The 15,987-nt window shown below is 71.3% G+C and carries 13 protein-coding genes; 4 read left to right on the top strand and 9 right to left on the bottom strand.

The genetic code is table 11. The features are described from left to right. Window positions 1–51 precede the first annotated feature (51 nt). Window positions 52–1,170 (top strand): LCP family protein, encoded by a 1,119-nt coding sequence (locus ACQP2H_RS26760; protein ID WP_357535236.1) that lies wholly within the window; start codon window positions 52–54, stop codon window positions 1,168–1,170. An 81-nt stretch (window positions 1,171–1,251) separates the two neighbouring features. Here the strand turns inward: ACQP2H_RS26760 and ACQP2H_RS26765 are convergent, their stop codons facing one another. From ACQP2H_RS26765 to guaB, 4 genes are all read right to left on the bottom strand, one after another. After that, window positions 1,252–2,460, bottom strand: a complete 1,209-nt coding sequence (locus ACQP2H_RS26765) for a hypothetical protein (RefSeq protein ID WP_219464690.1) — start codon at window positions 2,458–2,460, stop codon at window positions 1,252–1,254. 634 nt (window positions 2,461–3,094) lie between these two features. Then, window positions 3,095–4,549, bottom strand: coding sequence for a M1 family metallopeptidase (locus ACQP2H_RS26770; protein WP_433233690.1), 1,455 nt, complete (start codon window positions 4,547–4,549; stop codon window positions 3,095–3,097). A 135-nt stretch (window positions 4,550–4,684) separates the two neighbouring features. Further along, the gene (locus tag ACQP2H_RS26775; protein WP_208567960.1) at window positions 4,685–5,803 is read right to left on the bottom strand and encodes a GuaB3 family IMP dehydrogenase-related protein; all 1,119 of its coding nucleotides are present in this window, start codon (window positions 5,801–5,803) and stop codon (window positions 4,685–4,687) included. Between the two features lie 29 nt (window positions 5,804–5,832). Next, window positions 5,833–7,395 (bottom strand): IMP dehydrogenase, encoded by a 1,563-nt coding sequence (gene guaB / locus ACQP2H_RS26780; protein WP_219464692.1) that lies wholly within the window; start codon window positions 7,393–7,395, stop codon window positions 5,833–5,835. Window positions 7,396–7,590: 195 nt separating this feature from the next. On the opposite strand from guaB, the gene ACQP2H_RS26785 reads away from it, so the two are divergent. Then, window positions 7,591–8,004, top strand: a complete 414-nt coding sequence (locus ACQP2H_RS26785) for a DUF5319 domain-containing protein (RefSeq protein ID WP_208567958.1) — start codon at window positions 7,591–7,593, stop codon at window positions 8,002–8,004. Window positions 8,005–8,148: 144 nt separating this feature from the next. Here ACQP2H_RS26785 and ACQP2H_RS26790 read toward each other — a convergent pair whose 3' ends face one another. Beyond that, window positions 8,149–8,973: a helix-turn-helix transcriptional regulator gene (locus tag ACQP2H_RS26790; protein ID WP_357535240.1), complete on the bottom strand. Its 825-nt coding sequence runs from the start codon at window positions 8,971–8,973 to the stop codon at window positions 8,149–8,151. Between the two features lie 254 nt (window positions 8,974–9,227). Between ACQP2H_RS26790 and ACQP2H_RS26795 the strand changes: the two genes are divergently transcribed. After that, entirely contained in the window at window positions 9,228–9,611 is a 384-nt protein-coding gene (locus ACQP2H_RS26795; protein WP_208567956.1) for a WhiB family transcriptional regulator, read from the top strand. Between the two features lie 243 nt (window positions 9,612–9,854). Here ACQP2H_RS26795 and ACQP2H_RS26800 read toward each other — a convergent pair whose 3' ends face one another. From ACQP2H_RS26800 to groES, 4 genes are all read right to left on the bottom strand, one after another. Then, window positions 9,855–11,306, bottom strand: coding sequence for a non-reducing end alpha-L-arabinofuranosidase family hydrolase (locus tag ACQP2H_RS26800; protein WP_357535242.1), 1,452 nt, complete (start codon window positions 11,304–11,306; stop codon window positions 9,855–9,857). 180 nt (window positions 11,307–11,486) lie between these two features. Then, entirely contained in the window at window positions 11,487–13,280 is a 1,794-nt protein-coding gene (locus tag ACQP2H_RS26805) for a molybdopterin-dependent oxidoreductase (protein WP_433229338.1), read from the bottom strand. A gap of 129 nt (window positions 13,281–13,409) precedes the next feature. Next, a complete protein-coding gene (gene groL, locus ACQP2H_RS26810) occupies window positions 13,410–15,056 on the bottom strand; it encodes a chaperonin GroEL (protein ID WP_208567953.1) in 1,647 nt (548 codons plus the stop codon). A gap of 72 nt (window positions 15,057–15,128) precedes the next feature. Next, window positions 15,129–15,443 carry a co-chaperone GroES gene (gene groES, locus ACQP2H_RS26815; protein ID WP_084261531.1) on the bottom strand — a complete coding sequence of 105 codons (315 nt, stop codon included), beginning with the start codon at window positions 15,441–15,443 and terminating at the stop codon, window positions 15,129–15,131. A 338-nt stretch (window positions 15,444–15,781) separates the two neighbouring features. Between groES and ACQP2H_RS26820 the strand changes: the two genes are divergently transcribed. Continuing rightward, a complete protein-coding gene (locus tag ACQP2H_RS26820) occupies window positions 15,782–15,931 on the top strand; it encodes a hypothetical protein (RefSeq protein WP_433229340.1) in 150 nt (49 codons plus the stop codon). Window positions 15,932–15,987: the final 56 nt, after the last annotated feature.

Here is a 15,987-nt window from a genome sequence, read left to right on the forward strand (position 1 = left end):
CCGCAACCCGGGGGGCCGGTCGACGCGTTGTGCAGACGGGGGTGGCGAGCGATGACTCAGGAAACCGGAACGGGACGCCCACGATGGGTGTGGGGGCTGGCCGCCCTGGTCGGTGTCGTACTGGTGGCGGTGGTCGCCCTGGTGGTGACCCGGCAGGTCCGCGACGACGGGCCACGGCGTACGGCGGGGCCGGTCGCCACGACCGCCAGCCCCACACCGAGCCCCACCCCCAGCCCGACCCCGCCCCCCGGCGCGGCCATCACCGGCCCGCTCAACCTGCTGCTGGTCGGGGTGGACACCCGGGTCAGCGTGCCCGGCTGGGAACCGCACGGCGACTCGGTGCTGATCCTGCACGTGCCGGCCGGGCTGGACCGGGCGTACCTCTTCTCGCTCCCCCGCGACCTGGTGGTCGACATCCCGGCGTTCCCCAAGTCGGGCTACCAGGGCGGCCGGACCAAGCTCACCCATGCCATGAGCTACGGCAGCCGGGTGCCGGGCAAGCCCAAGAACCCGAGCGCCGCCCAGGGGTACGAGCTGCTGCGCAGCACCGTCGCCGGGTACACCGGGCTGCGCTTCGACGCCGGTGCGGTGATCACCTTCAACGGCTTCGACCGGCTGGTCGACACCCTCGGCGGGGTGGACCTCTACGTCGACCAGCGGGTCCCCTCCCTGCACCGCCGACCGGACGGCAAGTACCGCGACCCGGCCCCCGGTGGGGGCGGGTACACCGGCCCGCAGATGGTCTACGAGAAGGGCGAGCGGCACCTCAACGGCTGGCAGGCGCTGGACTACGCCCGGCAGCGGTACATCACCGGCGGCGACTACGCCCGGCAGCGGCACCAGCAGCAACTCCTCCGGGCGCTGGCCGCCAAGATCCTCAGCGAGAACCTGGCCCGGGAACCCGACCGGGTGGACCAGGTGGTGGCGGCGCTCGGCGACACCCTGGTCTATGCCGGCGGCCCGCGCATCGTCGACCTGGCGTACGCGCTGGGTGGGATGAGCGCCGACCGGATCACCCTGGTCGGGCTGCCCGGCGACGGGGTGGGCAAGGGCAGCAGCTACCGGGGTGAGCAGCTCACCAGCGTCGGCAAGGGCTTCCTGCCCGCGCTCAAGGCCGGCAAGGCCGAAACCTACCTCGACGCCCACCCCGAGCTGCGGGTGAAGAACTAGCCGTCCTTGACGCCCGCAGATCAGCCAGCCGACGGGGCACCGGTTCCTGTCATCCGAACAGTGCCACGGCCACACGAGGCATCATCGACAAGAGTTCTCACGAGCGGGATACAGTCCTTCCAATCCCACGCCACACTCCGCCGCGCCCCTCACACTCGTCGTCCTGAAGAGTTTGCCGTCGGGCCCGGTGACCGAGGTCTGACCACTTCGACCTTCGGACAACCAGGAAACCACCACTCTCCAGCTGCAGTCGCACTCTTCTGTCTCCGAAACGACTCTGAAGTTCTCCACTTCGGTAGCCGAAACCTGGTAGGGGAACTTGATGGGCTGCACAACATGGGGCGGCAGGTTCAGTTCCGGGTCGATCGCCTCGGGGCTGAAGTACGGTTTCACACGCGGCGGGCGCACATCAAGGTCTGCCTCCAGGCCGCGGAACTCGCCCGGATCTCCGCAGGGCACGTCCAGCAGGGTCCCGCTCATCGGCGGACGGCGTTCTTCGACGCGGACCTCCACGTTCGTGATGGTCACCGGTGCGGAGCTCGTGCCTCGGACCTGAAGGTCCACAATCCCGGGGGCCGCCGCAACCCCACCTTTCCCCGGGGGCCACTCCTCCCACCGATTCACCCTCTCGACATCGAGTGACACCGACCCGAGCTGTCGGGGTGTCACCGGCACCACCCAGTTCGACATGCAAGGTTGGGTGATCACTTCTGCAGCAACCTCGATCGGGTCCGCACCGGATGGGTCCGCCCCGTTAGCCCGCTTGGGGAGGTCGGGGAAGAACAGCAGAAGCAGCAACAGGCTGACCGAGGCGGATACGTTCACGCCCATCCAGAAGCCCTTCAGGCTTACGTGCTCCGCGCCGGGCCGCATCTCGATCGGCTCGTCATCGGGGGGCACCGCCACAGCGGGTCGACTCGGACGGAGGGCACCCGCCTCCTCGGCAACAGCCGGGGAACCCGCCACCCGCGGGGCGGTGGACAGCGCCTGCCGCTCCTTCATCCGCTGGAAGTCACGCCCCCACTGATCCAGATCCAGATCGTCGCGCTTCCCGATCCGGTAGCAGGCTTGGACGAACTCCTTGACGTTCGGCCAGGTAGGCCTGGTCTTCCCGTTAATCAAGTCGTTGTAAGTCGATCGACCTCCCGCCGCGTAGTCCGCAATCTCCTTGAAAGAAGGTTCTCCTACCGCACGCTTCAAATCCTTCAGCTTCTCGACGAATTCGGCTTCCGGATCAGCGCCTTGGGGTCCGCCCTGTTCCCGTCCCACGCTGCGATCGTGATGCGACACCCGCGCACTCTAACGCCCCCGGACCGGCTTTGACGGCGCTCGGTGCCCCGGACCCGACCCCTCATTCGCGTCCGGATCCCATCCGGCCTTCGTCCGGAGCCTTGCCGGACGCCCTGCCGGACGGCAACCGTGGTTGTCGAACCCCTGATCACCGGAGGAAAGACAACCATGAGGTCTACCCTCGACACCGCGGCCGACGCGGTCAGGCAGTCGCTACCCGAAGTGGCAGTCGTGCTCCAGGTCATCAACGGACTGACGACCCTGACCCGCCTTATCGGACTAGCCATTCGCCGTTTGCGCAACGGCCGACCCCCAGCGGATCGCCAGATCCCCGAATGACCGCTTCTTGGGCGACGGCACGGGCCGTCGCCCAAGAAGCACCGGTCGATGACATCGCGGCCTTGGCGATCCAGTGACGCGGACAAGTGAATACCGTGGCGTGACGCAAGGCGAGGCGGTCACACCTACAGACAGGATCCGTTCTTTCGGCTGGTCGTCGATTCGGGCCCGCACCCCAGGCCATCAGGTCCCTCGGGGAGCGCGACATCGGCACCACGATTGTCTCAGCCGCAACTATCGCCCAGGATCGGAGACGACCCGTCTGAGCCGCCCGCAGATTCGACAGCTCGGAGGGTCACCCTGCCCGGGTCGGGGGCGGGGGACGCTCGGTGCCGTACAACCAGGCGGCGAAGAGGTCGTCGAGCTGCTGCCCGCTGACCCGCTCGGCGGTCGCCACGAACTCGGCGGTGGTGGCGTTGCCGTTGCGCTTCTCCGCCGCCCAGGTCTTCAGCAGCCGGAAGAACGCGTCGTCGCCGACCGTCACCCGCAGCGCGTGCACCGCCATCCCGCCCCGCTGGTAGACCGACTCGCTGAACAGGTTGGCCGCCCCGGGCGCGGCCGGCGGCACCCGCCACACCGCGTCGTCGGCGGTGGTGTACTCCTGGTCGAAGGTGGCCTGCGCGGTGTTCCGGCCCTCGTGCTCGGCCCACAGCCACTCGGCGTACGTGGCCAGCCCCTCGTTGAGCCAGATGTCCGCCCAGCGGGCCACCGACACGCTGTCGCCGAACCACTGGTGGGCCAGCTCGTGCGCGACTACCCCGGTGTTCTCACCGCCCCGGAAGAAGTTGGCCGAGTAGACCGGCCGGCTCTGCGTCTCCAACGCGTACCTGATCCGGGGCTCGTCGACCACCACCCCGCCGTACGCCGCGAACGGGTACGGCCCGAAGACGCTCTCCAGGTAGTCGGCGACCGCCACGGTGCGGGCGATCGAACCGTCAGCGGCCCCCCGGGGCAGGCTGCTGGCGACCGCGCTGAACACCGGCCGGCCCTGGTGCTCGCCGGTGCTGGTGCGGTACTTCCCGATCACCACCGTGCTCAGGTAACTGGCCATCGGGGCGGCCTCCGACCAGCGCCACGTGGTGAAACCACCGGCCGCCGGACGTTGCCCCCCGGGCACCCCGTTGGCGACCGCGACCAGCCCCTTGGGCACGGTGATCTCGAAGTCGTAGGCGGCCTTGTCGGAGGGGTGGTCGTTGACCGGGAACCAGGTGCTCGCCGACTCGGGTTGGCCGAGCGCGACCGCGCCGTCGGCGGTGTGCAGCCAGCCACCCTCGCCGATCGTCTCGTTGCGCAGCGGCACCGGCCGGCCGTCGTACCCGACCTGGACGGTGAAGGCCGCCCCGGCACGGACCGGCGCGGCCGGGGTGACCACCAGCTCGGTCCCCTCGCGGGTGTGCCGGGCCGGGACGCCGTCCACGGTCACCCGACGCACCGTCAGCCCGGCCAGGTCGAGGTGGAACAGCGGCAGGTCGGCCCCCGCGGTGGCCCGGACGGTGGCGTCGCCGCGCAACTCGTCGCTGGCCGGGTCGTAGCGGACCTTGAGGGTGTACCGCTCGACGTCGTACCCGCTGTTGCCGGCGGTCGGGAAGTACGGGTCGCCCACGCCCGCCGGTCCGGGGGTCACGCTCGGGGTCGCCCCGGGCGTCGGGGCCGACCGGGATTCCCGCCGGGGTGCCGGGTCGGCGGTGCAGCCGGCCAGGGCGAGCGCCCCGGTGACGAGCAGCGCGAGCCCGCGCCGGTTCCGGCTGATGGCCACCTTCGTCCCCCGTTCACCGCCGCCGTCCGCGCAGCCTACCGAGCCGGCCGACCCCGCGTGCCCGCAACGCCTGACGACGGTACGGCCGGCCGGCCCACGACGGGACCGGCCGGCCGGGACGGACCCGGGTCAGCGGTCGAGGACCAGGCCGACCTTCTGGAACTCCTTGAGGTCGCGGTAGCCGCACTTGGCCATCGCCCGACGCAGCCCGCCGAAGAGGTTGAGCTGGCCGTCCGGCTCGTCGGCCGGGCCGAAGAGCAGCCGCTCCATCGAGCCGAGCGGCTCACCGGCCACCTCGAAGGCACCGCGCGGCAGCGACGGGTGGCTGGCCGCCGAGTGCCACCACGCCCCGCCGGCCGGGGCCTCCTCGCACAGCGACAGCGGCTCACCGAGCATCACCGCGTCCGCGCCGCAGCCGAGCGCCTTGGCGATGTCGCCGGAGGTCTGCATGTCACCGTCGGCGATGAGGTGCACGTAGCGTCCACCGGTCTCGTCGAGGTAGTCGCGGCGGGCCGCGGCGGCGTCGGCGATCGCGGTGGCCATCGGCACCCGGATGCCGAGCACCGACTCGCTGGTCGACCAGTCGTCGCCGCCGATGCCGACGATCACCCCGGCCGCACCGGTACGCATCAGGTGCAGCGCCGTCTTGTAGTCGGTGCAACCGCCCACGACCACCGGAAGGTCGAGGTCGGCGATGAACTCCTTGAGGTTCAGCGGCTCGTCGGTGGTCGAGACGTGCTCGGCCGAGACGATGGTGCCCTGGATGACCAGGATGTCGACGCCCGCGTCCAGGATCACCGGGGCCAACGCCAGGGTGTGCTGCGGGGAGACCCGGACGGCCACCGTGCTGCCACCGGCCCGCAGCTCACGGACCCGCTCGGCGATCAGGTCGGGGCGGATCGGCTCGGCGTAGACCTCCTGGAGCCGCTTGGTGGCCCGGGCGTCCTCCCCCAGACCGGCCAGCTCCTCCAGGACCTTGGCCGGGTTCTCGTACCGGGTCCACAGGCCCTCGACGTTGAGCACGCCCAGGCCGCCGAGCTGACCGAGCCGGACCGCCGAGGCGGGGCTCATGGTGGCGTCCGACGGGTGGCCGACACAGGGGATGTCGAACTGGTAGGCGTCGAGCTGCCAGCCGGTGGAGACGTCGTCGACGTCCCTGGTCCGGCGGCTGGGCACGATGGCGATGTCGTCCAGGTGGTAACCGCGCTGCGCGGTCTTGCCCAGCCCGATCTCGACCACGTCACGCATGAGGGACTCCAGGTGGTTGGGGTGGTGGGTCAGCGGGTGTGGTAGTTGGGGGCTTCGACGGTCATCTGGATGTCGTGCGGGTGGCTCTCCTTGAGCCCGGCCGCGGTGATCCGGATGAGCTGGCCCCGGTGGTGCAGGTCGGGGATGTTCTCCGCACCGGCGTACCCCATCGCCAGCCGCAGCCCACCGACCAACTGGTGGGCCACCCGGGACAGCGGCCCCCGGTAGGGCACCTGACCCTCCACGCCCTCCGGGACCAGCTTGTCGTCGCTGAGCACGTCCTGCTGGAAGTAGCGGTCCTTGCTGTACGACTTGGCCTGGCCCCGGGACTGCATCGCGCCCAGTGACCCCATCCCCCGGTACGCCTTGAACTGCTTGCCGTTGACGAAGATCAGCTCGCCGGGGCTCTCCTCACAGCCGGCCAGCAGGCTGCCGAGCATCACCGAGTCGGCACCGGCCACCAGGGCCTTGGCGATGTCGCCGGAATACTGGATGCCACCGTCGCCGATCACCGGGACGCCGGCCGGACGGGCGGCGCGGGCCGCCTCCATGATCGCGGTCACCTGCGGCACGCCGACCCCGGCGACGATCCGGGTGGTGCAGATGGCCCCCGGGCCGACACCCACCTTGACGCCGTCGGCACCGGCGTCGACCAGGGCCTTCGCCCCGGCGTACGTGGCCACGTTGCCGCCCACGATGTCGATCGTGACGTCGGCCTTGAGCCGGCGGACCATGTCCAGCACGGCCCGCTGGTGACCGTGCGCGGTGTCCACGATCAGCACGTCGACGCCCGCGTCGACCAGGGTGCGGGCCCGCTTGTAGGCGTCCTCGCCGACCCCGATGGCGGCGGCGACCCGCAGCCGGCCGGCGTCGTCCTTGGTGGCCTCCGGGTACTGCTCGCTCTTGGTGAAGTCCTTCACGGTGATCAGGCCGCGCAGCCGCCCCGACTCGTCCACGATCGGCAGCTTCTCGACCTTGTGCTGGCGCAGCAGCGCCAGCGCGTCGTCCTTGCTCACCCCGACCGGGGCGGTGACCAGCGGCGTCCGGGTCATGATCGCGTGGACCGGGGTGGCCGGGTCGGAGACGAAGCGCATGTCCCGGTTGGTGACGATGCCGACCAGCTGACCGTCGCCGTCGACCACCGGGACGCCGGAGATGCGGTAGCGACCGCACAGCTCGTCGACCTCGCGCAGGGTGTCCTCGGGGCTGGCCGTCACCGGGTTGGTGATCATGCCGGACTCGGAGCGCTTGACCAGGTCGACCTGGAGCGCCTGGTCCTCCAGGGACAGATTGCGGTGCAGCACGCCGATGCCGCCCTGCCGGGCCATGGCGATCGCCATCCGGGCCTCGGTGACGGTGTCCATCGCGCTGGACAGCAGCGGGATGGTCAACTCGACGTTGCGGGTGAGCCGGGTGCGGGTGTTCACCCGACTGGGCACCACGTCCGACTCGCCCGGCTGGAGCAGCACGTCGTCGAAGGTCAGCCCGAGCGGCACCACCCGCGCCGACCCGGCGGGCAGCTCCGGCAGGTGGCCGCCCCACTCGCCGCTGTCGACGCCGGCCGGAAGATCGGTGCTGGGCGAATTCTCCACGATTGCTCCCCTGAGCTGCTCGGACGGGATTCAGCGAGGCGGCGCGCGCGGCACCGGCGCACGCCGGGGTGACGGCGAGTCGTCTCATCGTACCCACTGAGCTGGGCGGCCCTCGTCGGCGACCGGCCGGCGTCGGCGAGGCCACAGCGACCGCCGGGGGGCGCGTGCGGCGAGGGTTGGGTCTACGGTGAGGGGGTGCACGACGAGCCCATCGACCCGTTCAACGGCGACCCGGCCGATCCGGCTGCGGGGCTGGACGATCCGGGCGACGACGCCCCGCTCGACCCGCTGACCGAGGTCGAGCGGCAGGACGTGCTGGAAGACCTCGCCGACCTGGAGATCTACCAGGCCCTGCTGGCCCCGATCGGCGTGCGCGGGTTGGTCATCGAGTGCGAGGACTGCCGCGAGCCGCACTACTTCGACTGGGACCTGCTCCGGGGCAACCTGCGGCACCTGCTCAGCTCGGGCCGCCCCCGGGTGCACGAGCCGGCCTACGACCCCGACCCGGACCACTACGTCACCTGGGACTACGCCCGTGGCTACGCCGACGGGGTGCACGACACCCTGACCGAGTCCACCGGCGACGACGACCCCGACCCGGACGACTGACCGGCACGACAGACGCCCAGGCACCCAGGCCGGCACTCTGACGACCAGGCCGGTACGACGCCCAGGCCCGCACGACGATCCGACGACCAGGCCGGCACGACGCCCAGGCGACACGACGGTCTGACGACCAGGCCGATGCAGCGCTCAGGCGACCAGGCCGGCGCGGAAGCCGGCGGCCACCGCGTGCGCCCGGTCCCGGGCACCGAGCTTGCGGAACAGCCGTCGGGCATGGGTCTTGACGGTGTCCTCCGAGACGAACAACTCCCGGCCGATCTCCGCGTTGCTCTTACCCTCGGCCATGCCGAGCAGCACCTGGAGTTCACGCTCGGTCAGCCCGACCGAGGTCCGCCCGCCGCGCGCGCCGGGGGCCGGCCGGGATACCCCACCGGCCGGGCCCGCCTCGACCGGGCCGGTCTCCGGTTCCTCGTCGACCTCGTCGTCACCACGCTGCACGGGCACCACCGACGGCGCTCCGGGCGGCCCCTCGGCCGCCGCCTGCGACCAGCCCGCCGTCGGCGTACGGCCGGTGGTGGGTCGGGGTGGTGCACCGACCGCCGCGGTATCCCGGGCGGGGTCGGCGACCCGGTGCCGGGCGGGCCGGCCGGGTGCGGAGAGCAGCAGCAGTGCCTTGGCCACCGCGCTGGTCAGGTCGTGGTCGGCACCCTGGATCAGGCCGCGCGCCCCGGCGCTGATGGTGGCCGCTGCGGCCTCCGACTCCTCGACGCCGAGCAGCAGCACCGCGGCATGCGGTGCGCGGGCCAGCACCCGGCGGACGAAACCGGCGCTGTCCGGCCGGGTGAGCGCCGTGTCGGCGAGCACCACGTCGACCGGGCGTTCGGCGAGGCGCAGCATCACCTCGGGATCGGAGACGGCCGTCCGGACGACCGCGGCCAGGCCGAGTCGCGACGCCGCATTGGTCAACTGCTGCGCGGCGGCCGGTGTCCGGACGCATACGAGAACGGTACGCACGGTGGTCTCCTCTCCGGACACGAGCAGACCATGACGGGGTCCACCGGGGAGGAGGTTCCGGGCAATCCTCCGAACTTTTCCGACATTTGGGTCATAGGCCGCAGCCGGCTCGGGTTTTCGATCTCATCACGTGTGAGTCGACGCGGGTTCGGGTACCGATGCTCCAGGCCGGAAGGCGGTACGCAGCGCGGACCACAGCCCGGACACCGGTTCAACGAGGATCTCCGCGGTGCCGCGCGGGAGGAGGGGTGCTGATGTCGAACGTACGCAGACTGCCCGGACCCATCGTCGACCTGTGGGACTGGCAGCGTCTCGGTGCCTGCCGGGGCCGCGACAGCGCCCAGTTCTTCCACCCGGACGGCGAGCGCGGTTCTTCGCGGCTGCGCCGGGAGTCCGGCGCCAAGTCCGTCTGCCAGGCCTGCCCGGTACGCGCCGAGTGCGCGGCGCACGCCCTGGCGGTCCGCGAACCGTACGGCGTCTGGGGTGGGCTCAGCGAGTCGGAGCGGCTGCGGCTGCTCGCCCTCGGCTGGGAGGACCTGGCCGACCGCCGGCAGACCCGGGTGGACATCGCCCGGATGGAGGCCCGCCTCGGCGCTCCGCACAAGACCGCCGTACCGGCCCAGCACAAGATCGCCTGACCGACCCCACACCTCGACGAGGCCGCACTCCGATCTCCGGAGCGCGGCCTCGTCGTTTCCCCGGCCCCTGGTCCCGACGCCGGGCCGGCCGACATGCACGAAGAGCGGGGCGGGCCCGGCATCGCCGGACCCGCCCCTCATTCCACCCGATCCCGCTCCGAGCCGTCCTACGGCTCACCCGGTGCGGCGTACGCCGCCGGTCGCGGGAGTCAGGAACAGCGGGGTCCCACCTGCATCACACCGTCAGCGCTGCAGGGTCAGCAGACCCGGCCGGTACGGCAGGAGGCCGTAGTCACCGCCCGAGTTCGTGGCGCGGCCCTGGTACAGCAGCTGCAGGTTGCACGGGTCGATCGTGTTCGTCTGGTCCGCGCTGGTGCGCAGCAGTTCACCGTGACTGATGTCGTTGGTCCAGGTGGCACCGCTGTTGGTCTTGCCTGCGAACGGGTTGTTGTAGGTCGTCGCGTTCGGCGTCCAGGTGCCGCTCAGGCTGGTCGCCGTGAACGAGCGGAAGTAGCGCTCCCAGGAGCTGGTCCTGGCCTCGATGATCATCAGGTACTGGTTGCGGCCCGCGACCTTGTAGACCTGCGGTGCCTCGAAGATGTTCTCCGAGGTGTCGCTCATGATCGTCGTGTAGCTGGAGCCGAAGCTGCCCGGGAAGTTCCCGATCGGCATGATCTGGCGGTAGATCTTGCCGTTGTCACCGGCGAAGAACAGGTACATGTTCTGGTCGTCGCCGATGATCGTCTGGTCGATCACGCCGGTGCCGGAGTCGGTGATCTTCGCGGTCGACAGGGTCTGCGCGGCCGACCAGCCGTTGGCGTTGGCCGGGTTGGTCGACGTGCGGTACGAGAACGACGTCGGGCCCCACTGGTGGGCGAGGATCCAGATGTTCTTCGGCGCGAAGTAGAACAGCGACGGCGCGACGGTGCTCTGGCTCATGGTGTTCTGGCTGGCCGAGCCGAGCTGGTTGAGGTTGTCGACCAGGCCGAAGTTCATCGAACCCCAGCCGCCGGTGGCGCTGCTGCTGTGGGTGGTGGCGTACACCAACTGCTTGCCCTGGTAGGGGGCGATGGTGAAGTCCTTGAGTGACGCCCAGCCGGACTTCGGCTGCGCCAGCGGGCCGGTCGACGACCAGCGGTAGGACGTCGGCAGGGAGCAGTTGCCCGGCGGCGGGGTGGTCGGCGGAGGCGTGGTCGGCGGCGGGGTCGTGGGGGGCGGCGTGGTCGGCGGCGGGGTCGTCGGGGGCGGGGTGGTCGGCGGCGGGGTGGTCGGGTTCGGGCCACCGTTGCAGGCCACCCCGTTGAGCGCGAAGCTCGTCGGGACGGGGTTGCTGGACGTCCACGCGCCGTTGAAACCGAACGACACCGAGCCGTTGGTCGGGATCGCGCCGTTGTAGCTGACGTTCTTGGCGGTCACCGCCGAGCCGCTCTGCGTCACGGTCGCGTTCCACGCCTGGGTCACCGACTGCCCGGAGGCGAAGGACCAGGTCAGCGTCCAACTGCTCAGCGCGTCACCCAGGTTGGTGATGGCGACGTTGGCCCCGAAGCCGCCACCCCACTCCGAGGAGACGGCGTAGTTCACCGAGCATCCCGCCGCCGCCGCGCCTGCGGGCAACGCGGTGACGATCGATGCCGACGCCAGCAACGCGACACCGGCCGAGATCAGGCCGACATTGGCCGATCTGGATCTGGACATAAAACACCCTCCTGACGGGACGGAACGTGCACATTGGTGGTGGTCGTTGTTAGGTGAACGTTAACAGTCGCATCAGGGATGTTACGGGAGCGCTCCCACAGCCTCAACCCTCGACACCGCGGAGGATTTTCCAGTAATCAACATATCGATCATGGCTGATGACCGAGAGGTGGTGCGGAATCAGCGGACGGTGACTGTGACACTGTGCCAACCGGTGGCGCCGTCCGGGGCCACCGGGGCGGCCAGCGGGGTCTGGGTCTCGCCGTCCCGGTCGGTCGCCCGCACCTGGACGGTGTGCTCACCCGGGGTCGCCGGCCACCGCCACGACCACTGCACCCAGGTGTCCACCGACACCGCCGGGGCGAGGGTCGCCTCCTGCCACGCGCCGCCGTCCACCCGTACCTCGACCCGGGCGATCCCCCGGTGCTGCGCCCAGGCCACCCCGGCCACCACCACCTCACCGGCGGTCAGCCGGTTGCGCGGGCGGGGGGTGTCGATCCTCGACTGGGTCTTCACCGGCCCCTGCGCCGACCAGCCACGTGGCACCCAGTACGCGTCGAAGTCGGCGAAGCTGGTCAACTCCAACTCGGTGACCCACTTGCAGGCCGACACGTACCCGTAGAGGCCCGGCACCACCATCCGCACCGGGAACCCGTGCTCGACGGGCAGCGGCTCGCCGTTCATCCCCACCGCCAGCAGGGCGTCCCGGCCGTCGCGCAGCACCGCCGTCGGGGTACCGCAGGTCCAGCCGTCGACCGAGCGGCCGACCACCTGGTCGGCCCCCTCCTCCGGTTCCGCCTCGTCGAGCAGTTCCCTGATCGGGACGCCCAGCCAGCGGGCGTTGCCGATCAGGTCCCCGCCCACCTCGTTGGAGACGCAGGCGAGGGTGACGTAGCGCTCCACCATCGGGCGGGCGAGCAGCTCGGCGAAGGTCAGCTCGATCGGCTTGCGTACCCGGCCATGGATGCGCAACCGCCAGGTCTCCGGATCGACCTGCGGCACCACCAGCGCCGTGTCGATCCGGTAGAAGCCACCGTTCGGCGTGGTGTAGGGGGCGAGCTGGGCCAGCGACAGGTCCGCGCCGGCCGGCACCGTAGGCGCCGCCGCCGACGGGGTGGGCAACGCGACCGCCTCCCGGGCCGCCGAGACCCCCCGCCGCCCGGCGAGCCAATGCCCGCCCAGCCCCACCACGGTCGCCGCGCCCGCCAGCAGGCCGGCCCCCCGCAGGAACCGCCGCCGGGACTCGGGGTCGGTCGACTCCAACGGTTCCCAGCCGGCCGGTGGCCCGGCGGCCGGGGGACCGCCCGACCCGACGGACCGCTCCGCCGCAGGCCCCGGGGTCGGCTCGCCCATCGACGTGGCGGACGACCCGACGGCTGCGGGCCCCCCTGCGGCCGGGGACGGGGACACCTCCGCCGCCGGGGACGGCCCGACGGACGGAGCCGGCTCACCGGAAGGAGCCGGCGCGGGGTGAGCCGCCGCAGTGGCTGGCAGGGCGGTGGATGGCAGCGCGGTGGGTGGCTGCCAGGGCCAGGGGTCGAGCTGCCACGGGCCGGCCACGAACGCCCAGAGCACCAGCGCACCCAGCCCTCCGCCGAGCAGGGCCGGAAGGGTGTCGGCAGCGTCCGCGCCGGCCCGGGTGAGCGCGGCGGCGGCACCGAGACCGGCGAACACCGTGATGCCCAACAGCCCCACGGCCAGCCGGCGCGCGGCGAGCACACCGATCCCGGCGGCGAACGCCGCCAGCAGCACCGCCGTACCCACCAGCAGGGCGATCTTGTCGTACCGGCCGAAGACGTCGATGGCGAACTGCTTGAGCGGCTCGGGGACCGTGTCGACCACCACCCCGCCGACCGCGATCAGCGGGGCGGAACGTGGGCCGGTGAGGACGGCGACCGGCTCGGCGACACCGATGGCCACCACGGCGGCGGTGACCCCGGCCAGTGCGGCGAAGCCGCGGGGGGTGGTGCTCATCCGGCCAGTGTCGTCGATCGACCGGGCCGGCCGCCAACCACGTCACCGATCCGTAAGCAGCCGGCCCCGGACGCGTCAGGGCGCACCGCCGAGGTACGACGGTGCGCCCTGAACAGGCGTACTACCGGGTCAGAAACCCGGGCCGTGCTGGTGGCCGTGACCGTGGCCGTGGCCGTGCCCACCGGCGGCGGCCGGCTCCGGCTGCTCCGGCTTCTCCACCACGAGGCTCTCGGTGGTCAGCAGCAGACCGGCGATCGAGGCGGCGTTGGTGACCGCGTTACGGGTCACCTTCACCGGGTCGATGATGCCGGACTTGACCAGGTCGACGTACTCGCCCTTGGCGGCGTCGAGGCCGTGGCCCCACTCCTTGCCGGCGACCTTCTCGACCACCACGTAACCGTCGTGGCCGGCGTTCTGGGCGATCCAGCGCAGCGGCTCGACCAGCGACTTGCGCACGATCGAGACACCGACCTTCTCGTCACCGGTCAGGCCGAGGTCGTCGTCGAGCACCGAACGGATCTGGGCCAGCGCGGCGCCGCCGCCGGGAACCGTACCCTCCTCGACCGCGGCCTTGGTCGCGGCGATCGCGTCCTCGATGCGGTGCTTGCGCTCCTTCATCTCGACCTCGGTCGCCGCGCCCGCCTTGATGACCGCGATGCCACCGGAGAGCTTCGCCAGCCGCTCGGCCAGCTTCTCCCGGTCCCAGTCGGAGTCGGACGCCTCGATCTCCTTGCGGATCTGGGCGACCCGGTCGGCGACCTCGGCGGACTGGCCGCCGCCGTCGATGACGGTGGTGTTCTCCTTGTCGACCACGACGCGCCGGGCGGTGCCGAGCGCCTCCAGGCCGACCTGGTCGAGGCGGTAGCCCAGCTCCGGGGCGACCAGCTCGGCGCCGGTCAGGATCGCCATGTCCTGCAGCATCGCCTTGCGACGGTCGCCGAAGCCCGGGGCCTTGACCGCGCAGACCTTGATGGTCTTGCGGATCGCGTTGACCACCAGGGTCGACAGCGCCTGGCCGTCGACGTCCTCGGCGACGATCAGCAGCGGCTTGCTGTTCTGGAGGACCTTCTCCAGCAGCGGCAGCAGCTCCTCGATCGCCGAGATCTTCTGCGTGGTGATGAGGATGTACGGGTCGTCCAGCACCGACTCCTGCGACTCGGAGTCGGTGACGAAGTTGGGCGAGATGAAGCCCTTGTCGAACTGGAGACCCTCGGTCACCTCCAGCTCGGTGGTGAGGGTGGAGCCCTCCTCGACGGTGATGACACCGTCGCGGCCGACCCGCTCCATCGCCTCGGCGATCAGCTCGCCGATGGTGGCGTCCTGCGCGGAGATCGTCGCCACGTGCGCGATCGACTCCTTGTCGGCCACCTCGACGGCCCGGCCGAGCAGCGCCTCGGAGACCTTGGCGGCCGCCGCGTCGACGCCCCGCTTGAGGCCGGCCGGGTTGGCCCCGGCGGTCACGTTGCGCAGGCCCTCGCGCACCATCGCCTGGGCCAGCACGGTCGCGGTGGTGGTCCCGTCGCCGGCGACGTCGTTGGTCTTCGTCGCCACCTCCTTGACCAGCTGCGCGCCGAGGTTCTCGTACGGGTTGGTGAGCTCGATCTCCTTGGCGATGGTCACACCATCGTTGGTGATCGTCGGCGCACCGAATTTCTTGTCCAGGACGACGTTGCGCCCGCGCGGGCCGAGGGTGACCTTGACCGTGTCCGCGAGGGCGTTGACACCGTGCTCCAGCAGGTGTCGGGCGTCGTCCGAGAAGCTCAGGATCTTCGCCATGAATGTCCCTTCGAAGCGTCGTCGCCCCGGCCCGGCGAGCCGGACCGGGGCGACGACACTGGAATCGGTTGGTTACTTCTCGATGACCGCGAGAACGTCGCGGGCGGAGAGCACCAGGTACTCCTCGCCGGCGTACTTGATCTCGGTGCCGCCGTACTTCGAGTAGAGAACGGTGTCGCCGACCTTGACGTCGAGCGGCACGCGGTTGCCCTTGTCGTCGATCCGGCCCGGGCCGACGGCGAGGACGGTGCCCTCCTGCGGCTTCTCCTTGGCGGTGTCGGGGATCACGATGCCCGACGCCGTGGTGGTCTCAGCCTCGTTCGCCTGGACCACGATGCGGTCCTCGAGCGGCTTGATCGCAACCTTGGTCGCGGTAGTCACGGGCATACCCTCCTGGGGTACTTGGTTTCGTTGCCGGCCGAGAGTCCGACCAGCGTCAATCTGCCACATGCCACCGGGCGGGGCCGTCGTCGCGGGTGCCGGTCCGCCTGGCGTTCAGCACCCGGACCAGGTGGCCCGGACGCTGGCACCCTCAGGGTGAGAGTGCTAATCGCAGGTTATTCCTCGGCTAGCACTCCGTCAAGGAGAGTGCCAATCCGCCGCCCTTCGTGTCGACCGGGCGGTGCCCGACCCGACGGCGGCGATCCGGCGGTGCGGACACCGCCCGGAGGCCGCGACACCGGCCCGACCGAGTCGGCCCGCCGGCCGGGCCGGACAATGAGGGCGTGGATCTCGACCAGTTCGCCGCGCTGCGTACCCCCGAGGGGTCGGTCGTGCTCGCCGCGGCGACCGAGGTGGCCGGCGGCGACCCGCTGGTCGCGGCGGCGGCGCTGCGGTCGCGTGGGGTGCCCCCGGGCTGGCCGCCGCCGCGCTGACCCAGGCCGAGCTGCGTCGCCGGGCGGTCGGCAAGTTCGGCCCCGAGGCGGCCGGG

The organism is Micromonospora sp. CA-248260 (genome assembly GCF_050942205.1).
GTDB classification, from domain to species: domain Bacteria; phylum Actinomycetota; class Actinomycetes; order Mycobacteriales; family Micromonosporaceae; genus Micromonospora; species Micromonospora antibiotica.

Coding starts and splice junctions, on each gene's coding strand:
- ACQP2H_RS26805 (WP_433229338.1), bottom strand. CDS start 13,280: ATGAGCACCACCCCCCGCGGCTTCGCCGCACTGGCCGGGGTCACCGCC.
- ACQP2H_RS26795 (WP_208567956.1), top strand. CDS start 9,228: ATGTCGAACGTACGCAGACTGCCCGGACCCATCGTCGACCTGTGGGAC.
- groES (WP_084261531.1), bottom strand. CDS start 15,443: ATGCCCGTGACTACCGCGACCAAGGTTGCGATCAAGCCGCTCGAGGAC.
- groL (WP_208567953.1), bottom strand. CDS start 15,056: ATGGCGAAGATCCTGAGCTTCTCGGACGACGCCCGACACCTGCTGGAG.
- ACQP2H_RS26775 (WP_208567960.1), bottom strand. CDS start 5,803: ATGCGTGACGTGGTCGAGATCGGGCTGGGCAAGACCGCGCAGCGCGGT.
- ACQP2H_RS26760 (WP_357535236.1), top strand. CDS start 52: ATGACTCAGGAAACCGGAACGGGACGCCCACGATGGGTGTGGGGGCTG.
- ACQP2H_RS26800 (WP_357535242.1), bottom strand. CDS start 11,306: ATGTCCAGATCCAGATCGGCCAATGTCGGCCTGATCTCGGCCGGTGTC.